Origin of the sequence: Streptomyces sp. NPDC102279 (assembly GCF_044766365.1) — a bacterium.
In the GTDB taxonomy this organism is placed as follows: Bacteria; Actinomycetota; Actinomycetes; order Streptomycetales; family Streptomycetaceae; genus Streptomyces.
Genome location: NZ_JBIWLU010000003.1, coordinates 586,346 through 601,577 on the forward strand (window position 1 = coordinate 586,346; position 15,232 = coordinate 601,577).

Annotated in this window: 17 protein-coding genes; 11 read left to right on the forward strand and 6 right to left on the reverse strand. The window is 70.7% G+C overall.

Annotated elements, in window-relative coordinates; genetic code table 11:
- Nucleotides 1-122 precede the first annotated feature (122 nt).
- Nucleotides 123-1,271 carry a DUF2786 domain-containing protein gene (locus tag ACIRQH_RS09390; protein WP_404224948.1) on the forward strand — a complete coding sequence of 383 codons (1,149 nt, stop codon included), beginning with the start codon at nt 123-125 and terminating at the stop codon, nt 1,269-1,271.
- Nucleotides 1,272-1,565: 294 nt separating this feature from the next.
- Here the strand turns inward: ACIRQH_RS09390 and ACIRQH_RS09395 are convergent, their stop codons facing one another.
- Both ACIRQH_RS09395 and ACIRQH_RS09400 read right to left on the reverse strand, forming a co-directional pair.
- Complete coding sequence (locus tag ACIRQH_RS09395) at nt 1,566-2,123, reverse strand: DUF4232 domain-containing protein (protein WP_388876053.1); 558 nt, start codon at nt 2,121-2,123, stop codon at nt 1,566-1,568.
- A gap of 224 nt (nt 2,124-2,347) precedes the next feature.
- Entirely contained in the window at nt 2,348-2,875 is a 528-nt protein-coding gene (locus ACIRQH_RS09400) for a hypothetical protein (protein WP_404224950.1), read from the reverse strand.
- A 153-nt stretch (nt 2,876-3,028) separates the two neighbouring features.
- On the opposite strand from ACIRQH_RS09400, the gene ACIRQH_RS09405 reads away from it, so the two are divergent.
- The 4 genes from ACIRQH_RS09405 (at nt 3,029) to ACIRQH_RS09420 (ending at nt 4,947) form a co-directional block, all read left to right on the forward strand.
- The gene (locus tag ACIRQH_RS09405) at nt 3,029-3,412 is read left to right on the forward strand and encodes a VOC family protein (RefSeq protein ID WP_388876059.1); all 384 of its coding nucleotides are present in this window, start codon (nt 3,029-3,031) and stop codon (nt 3,410-3,412) included.
- A gap of 269 nt (nt 3,413-3,681) precedes the next feature.
- Nucleotides 3,682-3,999 (forward strand): ArsR/SmtB family transcription factor, encoded by a 318-nt coding sequence (locus ACIRQH_RS09410; protein WP_388876172.1) that lies wholly within the window; start codon nt 3,682-3,684, stop codon nt 3,997-3,999.
- Complete coding sequence (locus ACIRQH_RS09415) at nt 3,996-4,457, forward strand: SRPBCC domain-containing protein (protein WP_388930188.1); 462 nt, start codon at nt 3,996-3,998, stop codon at nt 4,455-4,457. Before ACIRQH_RS09410 ends, ACIRQH_RS09415 begins: the two co-directional genes overlap by 4 nt.
- 247 nt (nt 4,458-4,704) lie before the next feature.
- Entirely contained in the window at nt 4,705-4,947 is a 243-nt protein-coding gene (locus tag ACIRQH_RS09420; protein WP_355878903.1) for a DUF397 domain-containing protein, read from the forward strand.
- 125 nt (nt 4,948-5,072) lie between these two features.
- Here the strand turns inward: ACIRQH_RS09420 and ACIRQH_RS09425 are convergent, their stop codons facing one another.
- On the reverse strand, nt 5,073-5,591 hold the full coding sequence (locus ACIRQH_RS09425; RefSeq protein WP_358815495.1) for an ATP-binding protein: 519 nt from the start codon (nt 5,589-5,591) through the stop codon (nt 5,073-5,075).
- Between the two features lie 337 nt (nt 5,592-5,928).
- On the opposite strand from ACIRQH_RS09425, the gene ACIRQH_RS09430 reads away from it, so the two are divergent.
- The 4 genes from ACIRQH_RS09430 (at nt 5,929) to ACIRQH_RS09445 (ending at nt 9,718) form a co-directional block, all read left to right on the forward strand.
- Nucleotides 5,929-6,753 carry a helix-turn-helix transcriptional regulator gene (locus ACIRQH_RS09430; RefSeq protein ID WP_358815557.1) on the forward strand — a complete coding sequence of 275 codons (825 nt, stop codon included), beginning with the start codon at nt 5,929-5,931 and terminating at the stop codon, nt 6,751-6,753.
- A 136-nt stretch (nt 6,754-6,889) separates the two neighbouring features.
- Complete coding sequence (locus ACIRQH_RS09435) at nt 6,890-8,350, forward strand: aldehyde dehydrogenase family protein (protein ID WP_358815496.1); 1,461 nt, start codon at nt 6,890-6,892, stop codon at nt 8,348-8,350.
- A 149-nt stretch (nt 8,351-8,499) separates the two neighbouring features.
- Entirely contained in the window at nt 8,500-9,048 is a 549-nt protein-coding gene (locus ACIRQH_RS09440; protein WP_358815558.1) for a DinB family protein, read from the forward strand.
- Nucleotides 9,049-9,076: 28 nt separating this feature from the next.
- A complete protein-coding gene (locus tag ACIRQH_RS09445; protein WP_358815497.1) occupies nt 9,077-9,718 on the forward strand; it encodes a PadR family transcriptional regulator in 642 nt (213 codons plus the stop codon).
- Nucleotides 9,719-9,758: 40 nt separating this feature from the next.
- Here ACIRQH_RS09445 and ACIRQH_RS09450 read toward each other — a convergent pair whose 3' ends face one another.
- Nucleotides 9,759-11,165: a glutamate decarboxylase gene (locus ACIRQH_RS09450; protein WP_358815498.1), complete on the reverse strand. Its 1,407-nt coding sequence runs from the start codon at nt 11,163-11,165 to the stop codon at nt 9,759-9,761.
- Nucleotides 11,166-11,245: 80 nt separating this feature from the next.
- Nucleotides 11,246-12,487 carry an ion channel protein gene (locus ACIRQH_RS09455; RefSeq protein WP_358815559.1) on the reverse strand — a complete coding sequence of 414 codons (1,242 nt, stop codon included), beginning with the start codon at nt 12,485-12,487 and terminating at the stop codon, nt 11,246-11,248.
- 212 nt (nt 12,488-12,699) lie between these two features.
- Here ACIRQH_RS09455 and ACIRQH_RS09460 point away from each other — a divergent pair, with 212 nt between their 5' ends.
- Nucleotides 12,700-13,470: a MerR family transcriptional regulator gene (locus ACIRQH_RS09460; RefSeq protein ID WP_358815499.1), complete on the forward strand. Its 771-nt coding sequence runs from the start codon at nt 12,700-12,702 to the stop codon at nt 13,468-13,470.
- Between the two features lie 120 nt (nt 13,471-13,590).
- Here ACIRQH_RS09460 and ACIRQH_RS09465 read toward each other — a convergent pair whose 3' ends face one another.
- A complete protein-coding gene (locus ACIRQH_RS09465; RefSeq protein WP_355878808.1) occupies nt 13,591-13,956 on the reverse strand; it encodes a YbjQ family protein in 366 nt (121 codons plus the stop codon).
- Between the two features lie 140 nt (nt 13,957-14,096).
- On the opposite strand from ACIRQH_RS09465, the gene ACIRQH_RS09470 reads away from it, so the two are divergent.
- Nucleotides 14,097-15,230: a DedA family protein gene (locus ACIRQH_RS09470; RefSeq protein WP_404224954.1), complete on the forward strand. Its 1,134-nt coding sequence runs from the start codon at nt 14,097-14,099 to the stop codon at nt 15,228-15,230.
- Nucleotides 15,231-15,232 lie beyond the last annotated feature (2 nt).

Genomic DNA, 15,232 nt, shown 5'->3' on the forward strand with positions numbered 1-15,232 from the left:
GGTGTGCGTCATGGCTCCAGCGAACCGTCCGCCGGCCTCCCGGACACGACCACCAGGGGGCGTCCCGGGGGTCGGGCAGGCCATACCCCGAGGCATCGCCGGGCCCGTGACACGATCGGGGGATGAGTACGTCCAGCACCGTGGAGCGCGCCTTCGAGGCCGCCCTCTACGCCGACTCCGAGGCGGCCCTCGACACCGGCGCCTCCCTGCTCGCCGCCGACCCGGCCTCCGACGCCGAACTCGCCCGGCGGGGGCGAGAGTTCGTCACGGCGGCCTGGCGGCGCGGTTGGCAGCCCGCCGACGTCGTACGGCTCGTGCGGCGCGATCTGGACGACCTTCACGTACGCCTGGTCACGTCCCTGATCCTCCAAGAGCAGGACGGCGACCGCTCACCCCGGGGCGCGCGCTGGGCCGCGCAGCTCGACGAGCTGGGCACCACGCCGCACGCCGTCCGCGCCGACCGCTTCTCCCACGCCACCGCGGCCCTGGAGCTGTGCCGCCTGCTCCTGCGCCTGCCGTCCATCGAGCCGCTGGAGACACCGCACGCGGCGGCCCCCGCCTCCGCCCCGCGCGAGACGCGCATGCTCGGCCGCATCCGCGCCCTCCTCGCCAAGGCGGAGGCGACCGGCTTCCCGGAGGAGGCGGAGGCGCTGAGCGCCAAGGCGCAGGAGCTGATGGCCCGGCACAGCATCGACGAGGCGCTGCTCGCGGCCCGGACCCACGCGAAGGACGGACCCGGCGCCTGCCGCATCGGTGTGGAGCCGCCCTACGAGACCGCCAAGGCGGTGCTCCTGGACGCGGTGGCCGGGGCCAACCGCTGCCGCGCCGTGTGGAACGACGCCCTCGGTTTCTCGACCGTGGTCGGCTTCGAAGCCGACCTGGAGGCCGTCGAACTGCTCTACACCTCGCTCCTCGTGCAGGCCACGGGGGCGATGGCCAAGGCCGAGGCGGCCCAGCGGGCGGGCGGCCGCAAGCGGACGAAGACCTTCCGACAGTCGTTCCTCGCGGCGTACGCGTACCGCATCGGGGACCGGCTCGCGTCGGTAGCCGAGGGGCAGGTGACCGCCACGGAGGGGGAGTTGCTGCCGGTGCTCGCGGCCCGCGACGTGGCGGTGGCGAACCACCTGGACGAGATGTTCCCGCAGACCGTGACGACCCGGATGCGCGGAATCACCGACGAGGCCGGCTGGCACGAGGGCGCCGCCGCGGCCGACCGGGCCCAGGTCGGCGACCGGCGCCGCCTTCCGGGAACGCCCGACCGACCCGGGTGAGCACCCCGCCCCCAAGGGCCGCGGGGACCCCACCGGCGGGCCGGTTGGTGTTGAGCGGCGCGGGGAACTGCGCGACGAGCCCCGACCGGCGGACGGGGGCTCGACTGCCGGGGTTGCCGGGGCGGTGTTGAGGGGCGCGGGGAACTGCGCGCCCCCGCCCACCGGCGGGCGGGGGCTCGACTGCCGGGGGTGCCGGGGTGATGTTGAGCGGCGCGGGGAACTGCGCGACGAGCCCCCACCGGCCGGCGGGGGCTCGACTGCCGGGGGCTGGGCGCGGTGCAGAGCGGTACGCGCTCAGTCGCCCGCGTGCTGGAACGGCGTCACGGTCGCGTTCGGCGTGCTCGCCGAGCCCTTGCCCGCGACCGGGCCGTAGGACCACGGGAAGTCCTGGGTGGCGCCTGCGCCGGGGAAGCCGATCGTCAGGGTCTTGGCGGCGAGGGTCTTCGCGTCGCCCTCCGCGCCCCGCACGTAGGTGATGGTGAAGGACGCGGTGTCGCCCTTGGCGAGGGTCAGCTCCTCGGGCTGCGCGGAGTCGTCGGCGCCGATCTCCGCCGCACTCCCGGCCGCCGCCTTCACGGAGAGCCGGGGGACACCCTTCAGCGTGCAGCGCGCGCCCTTGTTGGTGAGGGTGACCGGGATGTTGCCCGTGTCCCCCGCGGCCGTCGCGGCGTTCGCGGGGCCGACCTGGAGACCGGCGTCGCCGATCGCGCAGGCCGCGGTGGCGGCCTTCGTCGCGGAAGCGGAGCCGGCCGGGTCGCCGGACTTCCCGGAGCCGCTGGAGCCGCCGTCGTCGCACGAGGTCAGGGCGAGGGCGGCGGCGAGGACGGTGACGGCGATGGGCAGAGCGCGCATGGGTTCCCCTGGGGGTCGGAACGATGTGCATGGATCATCACGCACGTGGGTCCGCCGATGTCGCGCACCCCTCACCGTTCACCCGACCGGGACCGTTATCGCCCGTTTCTGCCCGCGGTACGCCCCGGTGCCGACCGAATCGGCCCCTCCGCCCACCGAACCGGACCGACCGGACGCGCGGCCGGGGCCGCACGCTCCCCGCGTCGGGCCGGAAGCCGGCCCGATCAGGACCCCAGCCCGAGGCTCGCCGTCGGCAGGCCCGTGGGCAGCTTGCCGCCCTGGCTCTTCGTGTACGTCTCCTTGCCGAGCGCGCCCCGCCAAGTGACGTGCAGGGTGCTGCCGCTGACGGAGTCGACCGTGCCGACGGCGCGGTCCTTGCTGCCGTCCGTGCAGGCGAGACGGATCGTCCGCGTGCCGGACTTCTCGGCGGTGGTGCCGCTGCACATGGTGCCGCCGGTCGCGAAGAGGCCGGCCTGCTTGCCGTTGACCATCAGCACGACGGCCTTGCCCCCCGCCGTGGTCAGCCAGCTGCCCGACAGGTCGCCGCCCGCGGAGGACGTGCCGCCGGAGTCGCCGCCGGTGCCGCCGTCGTCCGTACCGGTGCCCGCCGTGGCGGACGTGCCGGCGCTCGTCGGTGTGTCGTCGGAGCCGCCGTCGCCGCCGCCGCAGCCGGTCAGCGCGAGCCCCGCCGCGAGACCCGCGGCCGAGGCCGTGAGCCGTGCCCGGCGGAACGGGAAGGTCGCCGTAGTCACTGAAGCCCCCAAAGGTGGGTCGGATGCCGCGTCGCCTGAACGGCCGCAAGTTACCAGGACGGTCCGAGGGTTCCCGGAGTCCGCCGCCGGATGTCACAGGTAGGAGATTTCCTACGGTTGACGGGTAGGAAATTCCCTACCTATCCTGGATCCATGAACATCACCCACGCCTCCTTCGTCACGCTGCCCGTCGCCGACCAGGACCGGGCCCTGCGCTTCTACACGGACGTCCTCGGCTTCGAGGTCGCCGCCGACCTGGAGATGCCGCCCGGCCGCTGGCTGCAGGTGGCGCCCGCGGGGGCGCAGACGGTCTTCACGCTCTCGGGTCCGGGCATGGGCGGTTTCACGCCGGGCGGGAGCCGGGGGATCATGTTGGTCACGAGCGACGTCGACGCCGACTGCGCTCGGCTCGTCGCCGCCGGGGTGGCGGTGGAGGGTCCCGACGACCTCCCCTGGGGCCGCATGGCCTCGTTCCGCGACCCGGATGGCAACGGTCTGATGCTGATCACGGAGAAGGCCCTCGACACGGCCTCGTAGAAGAAAGGTGCGGAGCGCGCCATGACGGTGACCGGAGCGGAGCTGTGACCGGTCCGGGCCGGGCGACGGAACCCGGCGGCGGCCGACCGGCGGGCACGGCCACGCCCGGCGCCACTTCCGCTGTCGCCTCGGCCCCCGCCCCCGCCCCGCCCGGCACCGGGGCCTCCCCTTCGGTCGCCTCGGCCCCCGTCACCGCCCCGCCCGCCCTCGCCGCGCCCGGCGCCGGGGCCTCGCCTTCCGCCGCCTCGCCGTCCGGCGCCGGCGAGGACCTGCTCTTCGCCGCGCTCGCCAACGGCACCCGGCGTGAGGTGCTCCGTCTGCTGCGGGAGCGCGGTCCCCAGCCCGTCCAGGCGCTGGCCGACCACTTCGCCATGCGGCGCCCGAGCCTCTCGGAACACCTCCGGGTGCTCCGGGAGGCGGGCCTCGTGTCCGAGGAGCGCGCGGGCCGGCAGCGCATCTACCGGCTGGAGGCCGCCCCGCTGGCCGACGTCCAGGACTGGCTCCATCCGTACGAGCGGTTCTGGCGCGACCGGCTCAGGGGCCTCGGTGATCTCCTGGACCGCATGGGCGACGATGCCGGGACATGAACCACGTTCCGGATGATGACCTCACGACGATCCGCGTCGACCAGTTCCTGCCGCATCCGCCGGCGAAGGTCTGGCGCGCCCTCACCGAGCCGGAACTGCTGGCGCGTTGGCAGATGCCGGGATCGGAGGGCTTCCGGCTCGAAGTCGGCCACCGGTACACGCTGACGTCCGTCCCGCGCCCCCATACGAACTTCTCCGGCACCGTCGACGTGCGCGTTCTCGCCTTCGAGCCGGAGCGGATGCTGAGCGTCCGGTGGGCCGACGCGGATGCCTCCGGCACTGTCCACTGGACCATCACATGGACACTGGAACAGGAAGGGCGCGGCACGCGTCTCTTCCTAGTACACGAGGGATTCGATCCGGACGATCCCGCACAGATGATGGCGCGCAAGATCATGGACGGGGGCTGGAGGTCGCATGTGATGCGGGCTCTGGGGAATGCGCTGGACCGGATGTAGTCCGGTCCGTGCTCGGACGGGCCGCAGGCAGTAGCGGTCGGCACCACAGTCGGTAGTCAAAAACCGGCGGAAGCTGTAACCGCAGGACCACCCCCCGTGCACGTGCATCTGCCCATGCATCTGCACATGAACAGAGCTATGATCCGAGTCAGTTGACCACTGCATCTATGGCCACCTCAGCCACTGCACGACCGGGGAGCGACCTGTGGACCACGACGTGTTCGACCTGGATGACGTGTACAACGGCATGGCTGACGACGTGTACAACGGCATGGCCGCGACCGAACTCGACGGTGTGGCCTGGCAGAAGAGCAGGCACAGCAACTCGCAGGGTTCCTGCGTGGAGTTCGCGCGGCTGCCCGGCGGCGACGTCGCGGTGCGGAACTCGCGGTTCCCCGAGGGGCCCGCGCTCGTCTACACCCGCGCCGAGATAGAAGCGATGCTCCTGGGCATCAAGGACGGCGAGTTCGACCATCTGATCGCCGGATGACGGATGTGATCGCGGGGCGCACGGCACGGGCCGGCCACGGGAGGGCCGGTATCGACCGAGGCTAATCGTCACGCAGCGTTCCGTGACGCGCGTAGAACCGCGGCGCCAGAAGGCGCCGCGGTTCTTCACGTACAGGGGGGAGCGGCGGGTGCAGGCTGCGGCGGCAGCCGGAACAGTGCCCAGACCACCTTGCCGCTGAGCGTCCCGGCGAGCGGGTGCCAGCCCCAGCCGTCGGCGAACGAGTCGACGAGGAACAGGCCGCGGCCCGACTCGGCGGAGAAGTCGTCCGAGTCGCCGGCGACCGGGCTCTCGTGACTGGGGTCGCGCACCGCGCACACCAGTCGTGAGGTCCAGCGCATCAAGTGCAGCCGCACGGGGGGCCCTTGGTCGACACGCGGGGTGTCCGAGGGCAGGGCGTGGCGCAGCGCGTTGGTGACGAGTTCGGAGACGACCAGGCAGACGTCGTCGAACCGCTCGCCGATGTCCCACTGGTCCAGCGTCCTGCGGGTGAACTGCCGCGCCTCGCGGACCGCTTCGAAGCGGGCGGGCAGAGCGCACGAAGCTGCGCTGCACACGGCCGCGGGATCGAGAGGCGGAAGTCCCTGCCGTAAGGGTTCGAGCATGGTCGATCCATTCGTCCCCATGCGAGGCACTCCCGGGTGTTCGCGGTCGTTGCGATGCAGCGGTGGCGCGGGGACCATGGTTCCGAATGCGCACAGCAGATGCAAGGGCAGATGCACGTGCACGCGCCCGGATTGGACCTTCCTCTCCTGGTTCCTGTGCATTTTTTCTGGCGTCTTATTCCCGTTGTTGACGCTCTGTTGATCTGTTAATGCACGCCTCCGTTGGCTCCTTTCCGTTTCCGTAACCGAACGAGTACTGCTTGAAGTGTTTTAGTGGCAGACTGCGGCGTCTGGAAGACGGTTGGGGAGGCGGACGAACGTGAGCGCTGGTGAGTCGAGCGGCTCGGTGGTGCGGCGCATGCTGCTGGGGTCACATCTGCGGCGCCTGCGTGAGGCGCGTGGCATCACCCGTGAAGCGGCCGGCTATTCGATCCGCGCCTCCGAATCGAAGATCAGCCGCATGGAGTTGGGACGGGTGAGCTTCAAGACGCGCGACGTCGAGGATCTGCTGACGCTCTACGGCATCACCGACGAGGCGGAGCGCACCTCCCTGGTCTCGCTCGCCAAGGAGGCCAACGTCGCGGGCTGGTGGCACAGTTACTCCGACGTCCTGCCGAGCTGGTTCCCCACCTATGTGGGCCTCGAAGGCGCCGCCCACCTGATCCGTGTCTACGAAGTCCAGTTCGTGCACGGCCTGTTGCAGACCGAGGCGTACGCCCACGCGGTCGTCCGGCGCGGCATGAAGGGCGCCTCCGCCGCCGACGTCGACCGCCGCGTCGCGCTGCGTCTGGAACGGCAGAAGTACCTCGTCGCCGAGAACGCCCCGGAGTTCCACATCGTCCTCGACGAGGCGGCGCTCCGCCGCCCGTACGGCGACCGCGAGGTGATGCGCGGACAGCTCCAGCACCTGATCGAGGTCTCGGAGAAGCCCAACGTCCGGCTCCAGGTCATGCCGTTCAGCTTCGGCGGGCACTCCGGCGAGAGCGGCTCCTTCACCCTCCTCAGCTTCCCGGAGTCCGACCTCTCGGACGTCGTCTACCTGGAGCAGCTGACCAGCGCGCTCTACCTGGACAAGCGCGAGGACGTCACGCAGTACGAGAGCGCGCTCAAGCAGCTGCAGCAGGACAGCCCCGGGCCGTCCGAGAGCCGCGATCTGCTGAGGGGTCTTCTCCAGCTCTCCTGATCGGGGCCACGGACTTGCCAGGTCACCTTCAACTCCCTTGAAACACAAGTACGATGACGTGTGATCAGACCGTGATCGGATGTCCGCTGCCCCGGGTCAGGAGCCTGCCTCGGCAGCACAGGGATTGAGGGAGCGCATGTCGTCCTACTTCACCGACCTGGCCCAGCAGTACATCGACGGCGAGTGGCGCCCGGGCACCGGCTCCTGGGACATCATCGACTTCAACCCGTACGACGGCGAGAAGCTGGCCTCGATCACCATCGCCACGGTGGAGGAGATCGACGACGCCTACCGTGCCGCCGAGCGCGCCCAGAAGGAATGGGGCGCCACCAACCCGTACGCGCGCCGTGCCGTCTTCGAGAAGGCCCTCGCCCTCATCGACGAGCGTGAGGCCGAGATCACCGAGGTGATCATCGCGGAGCTGGGCGGCACCCGCCTCAAGGCCGCGTTCGAGTTGCACCTCGTCCGGGAGTTCCTGCGCGAGTCGGTCCAGCTGGCGCTGCGTCCCGAGGGCAAGATCATCCCCTCGCCGGTCGACGGCAAGGAGAACCGCCTCTACCGCGTACCGGTGGGCGTCGTGGGCGTCATCAGCCCCTTCAACTTCCCCTTCCTGCTGTCGGTCAAGTCCGTCGCCCCGGCCCTCGCGCTCGGCAACGGCGTGGTCCTCAAGCCGCACCAGAACACGCCGATCGTCGGCGGCTCCCTGGTCGCGAAGATCTTCGAGGACGCGGGGCTGCCGGGCGGCCTGCTGAACGTCGTCATCACCGACATAGCCGAGATAGGCGACGCCTTCATCGAGCACCCGGTGCCGAAGGTCATCTCCTTCACCGGCTCCGACAAGGTCGGCCGGCACGTCGCCACGGTCTGCGCCGCGAACTTCAAGCGCTCGGTCCTCGAACTGGGCGGCAACAGCGCCCTGGTGGTGCTGGACGACGCGGACATCGACTACGCGGTCGACGCGGCGGTCTTCAGCCGCTACGTCCACCAGGGCCAGGTCTGCATGGCGGCGAACCGTGTCCTCGTGGACCGCTCCGTCGAGGCCGAGTTCACCGAGAAGTTCGTCGCCAAGGTGCGGACCCTGAAGGTCGGTGACCCGAGCGACCCGCAGACGGTGATCGGCCCCGTCATCAACTCCTCGCAGGCGGACGCCCTGTCGGGCACCGTCGAGCAGGCGATCGCGGAGGGCGCCACCGCCCTGGTGCACGGCACGACCACGGACAACCTGGTCGAGCCCTCCGTCCTGACCGGCCTGCCCGCCGACTCCGCGCTGCTCCGGCAGGAGGTCTTCGGGCCGGTCGTCTTCCTCGTTCCCTTCGACGGCGAGGAGGAGGCCGTCCGCCTCGTCAACGACACCCCGTACGGGCTGTCCGGCGCCGTCCACACCGCCGACGTCGAGCGCGGCGTGAACTTCGCCAAGCAGATCGACACCGGCATGTTCCACGTCAACGACGGCACCGTCCACGACGAACCCCTCGTCCCCTTCGGCGGCGAGAAGCACTCCGGCATCGGCCGCCTGAACGGCGAGACGACGGTCGACGCGTTCACCACCACGAAGTGGATCTCCGTGCAGCACGGCCGCAGCCGCTTCCCCTTCTGACAGCCGGACCGGGGCGTCCTCGCGGCCGCCGAAGCCGTCCTCGTTCCATCTCACGCACCCGGGCCCTTGCGGACAGAACCTGACCGCAAGGGCCCGTAGCGTTCATCGGTGTCAGGCAAGAGGACCCGATGGGACGAGAGGGGCCGGTCATGGTCACGCATGTGCGAGCAGAGGAGCAGGGCGACGAGCGGGGGGCGCTGCTCGCCTTCATCGAGGAGCAGCGGGGCGGTGTCCGCCGGGCGCTGCTCGGGCTCTCCGAGGAGCAGGCCGCGAGCCGGCCGAGCGCGAGCGAACTGTCCCTGTCCGGGCTGCTCAAGCATGTCGCCGAGGTCGAGCAGGGGTGGATCGCCCGCGCCCGGGGCGAGGCGCCCGCCGTGCGGCGGGACGAGTCGAACTGGCACGAGTGCTTCGTCCTGGGCGAGGGCGAGACCGTCGCCTCCCAGCTCGCGTACTGGGAGAAGGTCGCCGCCGAGACCGACGCGTTCCTGCGCTCGGTGCCGAGCCTCGACGCCACCTTCGCGCTCCCGAACGACCCCTGGTTCCCGCCCGACGGCCGCGTCTCGATGCGCTGGGTCGCTCTCCACCTGATCCGCGAGACGGCCCGTCACGCAGGTCACGCCGACATCATCCGCGAGTCCCTGGACGGGAAGACGGCCTTCGAACTGGTCGCACAGGAGCAGGGCACCTCCTGGGGCTGACACGCCCGCCCGCCTTAGGCTGGGCGGCATGTCAGCGATCCGTCTCCTCGTGCTCGGCGCGGTGCGCCAGCACGGGCGGGCCCACGGCTATCAGGTGCGCAACGACCTGGAGTACTGGGGCGCGCACGAGTGGTCCAACGCCAAGCCCGGCTCGATCTACCACGCGCTCAAGCAGATGGCCAAGCAGGGACTGCTGCACGCCCACGAGATCGCGCCGTCCACGGCCGGCGGCCCGCCCCGCACCGAGTACGAGATCACGGACAGCGGCACCGAGGAGTTCCTGGCGCTGCTGCGCGCGTCCCTGACGGCGTACGACCAGAAGATGGACGTGCGGTCGGCGGGCATCGGCTTCATGGTCGACCTCCCGCGCGAGGAGGCCGTGGCCCTCCTGAAGGAGCGCGTCGGGAAGATCGAGGAGTGGCGGGCGGCGGTCACCGAGCACTACGTGCCCGAGGACGGCCCGGAACAGCTCGGCCACATCGGCGAGATCATGAATCTGTGGGTCCACTCCGCCGACGCCGACGCGACGTGGACCCGCGGTCTGATCGCCCGCGTCGAGGCCGGCGCGTACACCTTCGCCGGGGAGGGCGCGCCGTTCCTCGGGATCCTCGCGGAGGGCGAGGAGAACCCGTACGCGACGGGCGAACGGCACCCGGAGGACGCCCGCTGACCCGCCACGGCTGCCCGGCCGGTGAGCCCGATCGCAGGCCCTAGTGGTGGAAGCTCGTCGCCGCGCTCTTGTCGCGGATCAATGGGTGGGACTGGCCGCGCAGTTCGGGCAGCAGCCGCTTCAGGTCGTCGATGAACAGCTCGGCCAGGTCGGAGGTGAAGCCGTTGCGGCACACGACACGCAGCACCGACAGGTCCTGCCGGTTCTCGGGGAACGTGTAAGCCGGGATCAGCCAGCCGCTCTCACGCATCCGCCGGGACACGTCGAACACGTCGTACGAGGTGATGTCGGGCGCCGTCGTGAAGGCGAACACCGGCAGCTCGTCCCCCCGGGTGATGAGCCGGAAGTCGCCCAGGCAGTCGACCCGTTCGGCCAGACCCCGTGCCACGTCCCGGGTCGTCTGCTGCACCGTCCGGTAGCCCTCGCGGCCGAGCCGCAGGAACGTGTAGTACTGCGCGACGACCTGCGCTCCGGGGCGCGAGAAGTTGAGCGCGAAGGTCGGCATGTCACCGCCCAGGTAGTTCACCCGGAAGACCAGCTCCTCGGGCAGGTCCTCGGGGGTCCGCCACAGCGCCCAGCCGACACCCGGGTACACCAGGCCGTACTTGTGGCCCGAGGTGTTGATCGACGCCACCCGGGGCAGCCGGAAGTCCCAGATGAGGTCCTCGTCGATGAAGGGCGCGACCATCGCGCCGGACGCGCCGTCGACATGGACCGGGATGTCGAGGCCCGTGCGTTCCTGGAGCGCGTCCAGCGCCGCGCACAGCTCCTGGATCGGCTCGTACGACCCGTCGAAGGTGGAGCCGAGGATGCCGACCACCCCGATGGTGTTCTCGTCGCACAGCTCGGCCGCCGCCTGGGGGTCGATATGGAACCGGTCGCCCTCCATGGGGACCTGGCGTGCCTCGACCTCCCAGAAGTTGCAGAACTTGTCCCAGCAGACCTGGACGTTCACGCCCATCACCAGGTTGGGCCGCGCGCCGGGGTAGCGGTCGGCGTTGCGCTGCGCCCAGCGCCGCTTCAGCGCCATGCCGGCGAGCATGCACGCCTCGCTCGACCCGGTCGTCGAACAGCCCACCGCCGTCGACGGATCGGGCGCGTGCCACAGCTCGGCGAGCATCGCCACGCAACGCCGCTCCAGCTCGGCCGTGCGCGGGTACTCGTCCTTGTCGATCATGTTCTTGTCGCGGCATTCCGCCATCAGCATCCCCGCCTGCGGTTCCATCCAGGTGGTGACGAAGGTGGCCAGGTTCAGCCGGGAGTTCCCGTCCAGCATCAGCTCGTCGTGCACGATCTGCAGCGCCGTGGTGGGCGGTAGCGGGCCGTCGGGGAGGCGGTGCTTCGGCGGCGCCTCGACCATGCCGCTGACCGGGTTGGTCTCCCCGTAGAACGGGTTGACGGACATCGGGCTTTCCTCGTGTGCCTGGTGGCCCTTGTGGAGCGGCATGGGCTTCTCCCATCGTTCTGTGGGACGGAGCGTCCCCTTCATTCATCGGATGCGGGCACTCCCGCGGTTCACGGATCGGGTCATCGGATCGCGGTCCCGTCCTTGCGCAGCTGCATCTGGGGCCGGCCGGTCACCAGCAGCCAGGCCGGCAGGGAGGCGATGCACAGGAGGGCGATGATCGAGGGCGAGGACACCAGGACGGCGGCCGTGAACAGGCTCACCCAGCCCTGCCGGGTGATCGCGAGGAGCATGCCCAGCACTCCGGCGGCCAGGCCCAGCGAGGCCGGGACCGAGGGCACGAGACCGTGGGCGCACAGCCCGAACGCGGCGCCGGCGAAGACGGCCGGGAAGATGCGGCCGCCGCGGAAACCGGAGCCGGCCGCGATCACCAGCGCGGCCAGCTTCACCACGGTCATCAGCGCGAGCCGGCCCGCCGAGTAGCCGTCCGGGTCCTTGGCCAGCGCGGCGACCTGGTCCAGGCCCTTGAACAGCGTCAGCGAGCCGCCCAGACAGCCCAGCAGGCCGAGGACGAGCCCGCCGACGGGGAGCGCCACCATGGGGTGACGCAAGTGCGAGAAGACCTTGTGGACGTAGGGGAAGACGTAGACCGAGGCCATGCCCAGCACCGCCGCGGCGGAGGCGATCACCAGTGCGGACAGGACGTCCGCCCAGCCGGGATCACCGAGCGGGGGCAGATCCAGGTCGAAGCTCGGATGGCCGATCAGCGCCGTGGTCATCGAGCCCACCGACGCCGCCGTCAGCGGGGCGAAGAGGTTGTCCCACAGCATGCCCTTCACCTGGCGTCCGGCGAGCGCCTCGGAGATGACCAGCGCCGCCGCGACCGGCGTACCGAACAGTGCGCCGATGGTCGCGGCCTCGGCCAGGGTCACCCACAGCTCGCCGGGGGCGGTCGGCGCGAACCTGCGGCCCGCCCAGAACGCCAGCGCCACGTTGACCGCGATGATCGGGTTCTCCGGGCCGAGGCTCGGACCGCCGGCCAGCATGAGCGCCGTCGCCACGAGGAGCCCCGGGAGGATGACGAGGGCCATCGGGGAGGCCTGGAGCCCCAGGGTCGCCGGGTCGGGGCCCGCGTGTCCGGGCGCCTTCCACACGACCAGGCCGACCAGGATGCCGGTGGCGGTGAGCATGACGATCATCCACAGGGAGGAGTAGCGGCCGACGCCGAGCGCGTCCGGAAGCGTCGACCACAGCACGTCCTTGAGCTGGTCGGCCAGCTCGCTCACGCCCACGAAGAGGAGACTGGCGACCGCGCCGACGACGACGGCCGGGAGGAACAGCGGCAGCAGGGTGCGTGCGCGCATCGCCCGGGAGGGGGCGGGCCCCGGGGGAGCCGCTTCGTCGGTCACGGGCTCACCCTAAGCGCGCGAAACGGACATAACATCCCGAGCGGTCGCCGGGCCCGGGCGGTTGGGCGGGTGACGGGGGAGGGGCCGGACCGGATGGCGGGCCGGGGCTTGCACCTCACGTCGCGTGAGGCCCCATCGTGAAGCGCGTACCGAGGAAGGAGCGGACGTTGAGCTACTCAGTGGGCCAGGTCGCCGGTTTCGCCGGGATCACGGTGCGCACGCTGCACCACTACGACGAGATCGGCCTGCTCGCACCGGGCGGACGCAGCCAGGCGGGGCACCGGCGCTACGGCGACGCCGACCTCGACCGGCTGCAGCAGATCCTGTTCTACCGGGAGCTCGGCTTTCCGCTCGACGAGGTCGCCGCCCTGCTCGACGATCAGGCCACCGGGAAGGCCGACCCGCGCACACACCTGCGCCGTCAGCACGACCTGCTGACCGCCCGGATCGAGAGACTGCAGAGGATGGCGGCGGCCGTGGAGCACGCCATGGAGGCACGGACGATGGGCATCGACCTGACGCCGGAGGAGCGGTTCGAGGTCTTCGGGGACAAGGACCCGGAGGCACACGCGGAGGAGGCCGAACGCCGCTGGGGAGGTACGGACACCTACGCCGAGTCGCAGCGCCGCGCGGCCCGCTACACCAGGGACGACTGGAAACGCATGCAGGCGGAGGTGGCGTCCTGGGGCGAGCGGTACGGCGCCCTCATGGAGGCCGGTGAACTGCCGGACGGCGAGCGGGCCATGGACCTGGCCGAGGAGCACCGGCAGCACATCACCCGGTGGTTCTACGACTGCACCTACGAGATCCATCAGGGGCTCGGCGAGATGTACGTCGCCGACGAGCGGTTCAAGGAGTTCTACGACTCGATGCGGCCGGCGCTCGCCGAGCACCTGAGGACCGCGATCGCGGCGAACGCGGCCCGGGCCGGCGGGTGAGGACCGGCCGCACGCGCACGGCCGCGGACCGGCCGTAGGCAGAGGGGTAAGGGGTGCCCGTCCATGGCGGCCGCCCCTTACCCCTACCTGCCGTTCGCGTTACCTGTACCGCTGTTCGCGCTACTCCTTCACGAGGACCACGGCCGTGCCGTACGCGCACACCTCCGTGCCCACGTCCGCCGCCTCGCTCACGTCGAAGCGGAACATCAGCACGCCGTTGCCGCCACGCGTGCGTGCCTGCTCGACGAGCCGTTCCATGGCCTGGTTCCTGGTCTCGACCAGCGTCTTGGTGAGCCCCTTGAGCTCACCGCCGATCATCGACTTCAGACCCGCGCCGATCTGGCTGCCCAGATGACGCGAGCGCACGGTGAGGCCGAAGACCTCACCGATGACCCGCTCGACGCGGTAGCCGGGTACGTCGTTCGTCGTCACGACCAGAATGTCCGACTGGGGACCCTGGCCGCCTCCGTATTCTTCGATGCCCATGGCTCACAGCTTTGTCCCAGTCGGCGCACAGTGCATCCTGGAGCCACGGGTGGAACCTGGGATGGACCCATTGCGTTGATAGCTTTGGTCGGCCGAACAGGACCGCCGCACCTCCCTTCACCCCTCAGGAGCCCGGAACCGTGACGACGCTTGCCCTAGGTCCAAGCTGGCTGGATCCGAACACGCTCCTGGACAACTTCGGCATCTGGGGCCTGCTGCTCATCGTCTTCGCCGAGTCCGGTCTGCTCATCGGCTTCTTCCTGCCGGGCGACTCGCTGCTGTTCACCTGCGGTCTGCTGATCACGGCGGGCACCCTGGACTTCCCGCTGTGGGCGGCGATCCTGTTGATCTGCGTCGCCGCGATCCTCGGCGACCAGGCGGGCTACCTCTTCGGCAAGAAGGTCGGTCCCTCCCTGTTCACCCGCCCGGACTCCCGCCTGTTCAAGCAGGAGAACGTGGTGAAGGCCCACGAGTTCTTCGAGAAGTACGGGCCCAAGTCCCTGGTGCTGGCCCGCTTCGTGCCGATCGTGCGCACGTTCACGCCGATCATCGCCGGCGTCAGCGGTATGAAGTACCGCTCCTTCATCACGTTCAACGTGATCGGCGGCGTCCTGTGGGGAGCGGGTGTCACCCTGCTCGGTTCCTGGCTCGGCAACATCGAGTTCGTGAACAAGAACATCGAGGCGATCCTCATCCTGATCGTCCTCGTGTCGGTCGTCCCGATCGCCATCGAGTTCCTGCGCGCCCGGTCCAAGGCCAGGAAGAACCCGCCGCAGGAGCAGCCGGCCGCCCACACCCACCCCGCCGCGCCCGTCATGGACGACGCGACCCGGCCGCTGCGCGTGCCGCCGGTCCAGGAGGGCCAGGACCAGTACGGCTACCAGAGTCAGGGCCGGGCGTACGGGGACAACGGCCACGACGGTTCGTACGGCCACCAGGGCCAGGGCCACGACCCGTACGGCCACCAGGGCCAGGACCCCTACGCGAGCCAGCACCAGAACCAGGCCTACGGCTACCCGCAGCAGCAGCAGTACCAGGAGCCGCACCAGCAGCAGTACGGCCAGGGACAGGGCGGCTACGACCAGCAGCAGTACGACCAGGGCTACCAGCAGGGCTACGACCAGGGACAGCCTCAGCAGTCCCAGCAGTCCCAGCAGCCCCAGCAGGGCTACGACCCGCGTCAGGGCAGGCGCAGGCCGTACCCGCAGGACCCCTCCCAGCAGCAGTACGGCTCGGAGCAGTACCCCTACGGCCAGGGGAACGGCCAGAACTGAGG

Coding starts and splice junctions, on each gene's coding strand:
- ACIRQH_RS09390 (WP_404224948.1), top strand. CDS start 123: ATGAGTACGTCCAGCACCGTGGAGCGCGCCTTCGAGGCCGCCCTCTAC.
- ACIRQH_RS09395 (WP_388876053.1), bottom strand. CDS start 2,123: ATGCGCGCTCTGCCCATCGCCGTCACCGTCCTCGCCGCCGCCCTCGCC.
- ACIRQH_RS09405 (WP_388876059.1), top strand. CDS start 3,029: ATGAACATCACCCACGCCTCCTTCGTCACGCTGCCCGTCGCCGACCAG.
- ACIRQH_RS09415 (WP_388930188.1), top strand. CDS start 3,996: ATGAACCACGTTCCGGATGATGACCTCACGACGATCCGCGTCGACCAG.
- ACIRQH_RS09420 (WP_355878903.1), top strand. CDS start 4,705: ATGGCTGACGACGTGTACAACGGCATGGCCGCGACCGAACTCGACGGT.
- ACIRQH_RS09425 (WP_358815495.1), bottom strand. CDS start 5,591: ATGGGGACGAATGGATCGACCATGCTCGAACCCTTACGGCAGGGACTT.
- ACIRQH_RS09430 (WP_358815557.1), top strand. CDS start 5,929: ATGCTGCTGGGGTCACATCTGCGGCGCCTGCGTGAGGCGCGTGGCATC.
- ACIRQH_RS09435 (WP_358815496.1), top strand. CDS start 6,890: ATGTCGTCCTACTTCACCGACCTGGCCCAGCAGTACATCGACGGCGAG.
- ACIRQH_RS09440 (WP_358815558.1), top strand. CDS start 8,500: ATGGTCACGCATGTGCGAGCAGAGGAGCAGGGCGACGAGCGGGGGGCG.
- ACIRQH_RS09445 (WP_358815497.1), top strand. CDS start 9,077: ATGTCAGCGATCCGTCTCCTCGTGCTCGGCGCGGTGCGCCAGCACGGG.
- ACIRQH_RS09450 (WP_358815498.1), bottom strand. CDS start 11,165: ATGCCGCTCCACAAGGGCCACCAGGCACACGAGGAAAGCCCGATGTCC.
- ACIRQH_RS09455 (WP_358815559.1), bottom strand. CDS start 12,487: ATGCGCGCACGCACCCTGCTGCCGCTGTTCCTCCCGGCCGTCGTCGTC.
- ACIRQH_RS09465 (WP_355878808.1), bottom strand. CDS start 13,956: ATGGGCATCGAAGAATACGGAGGCGGCCAGGGTCCCCAGTCGGACATT.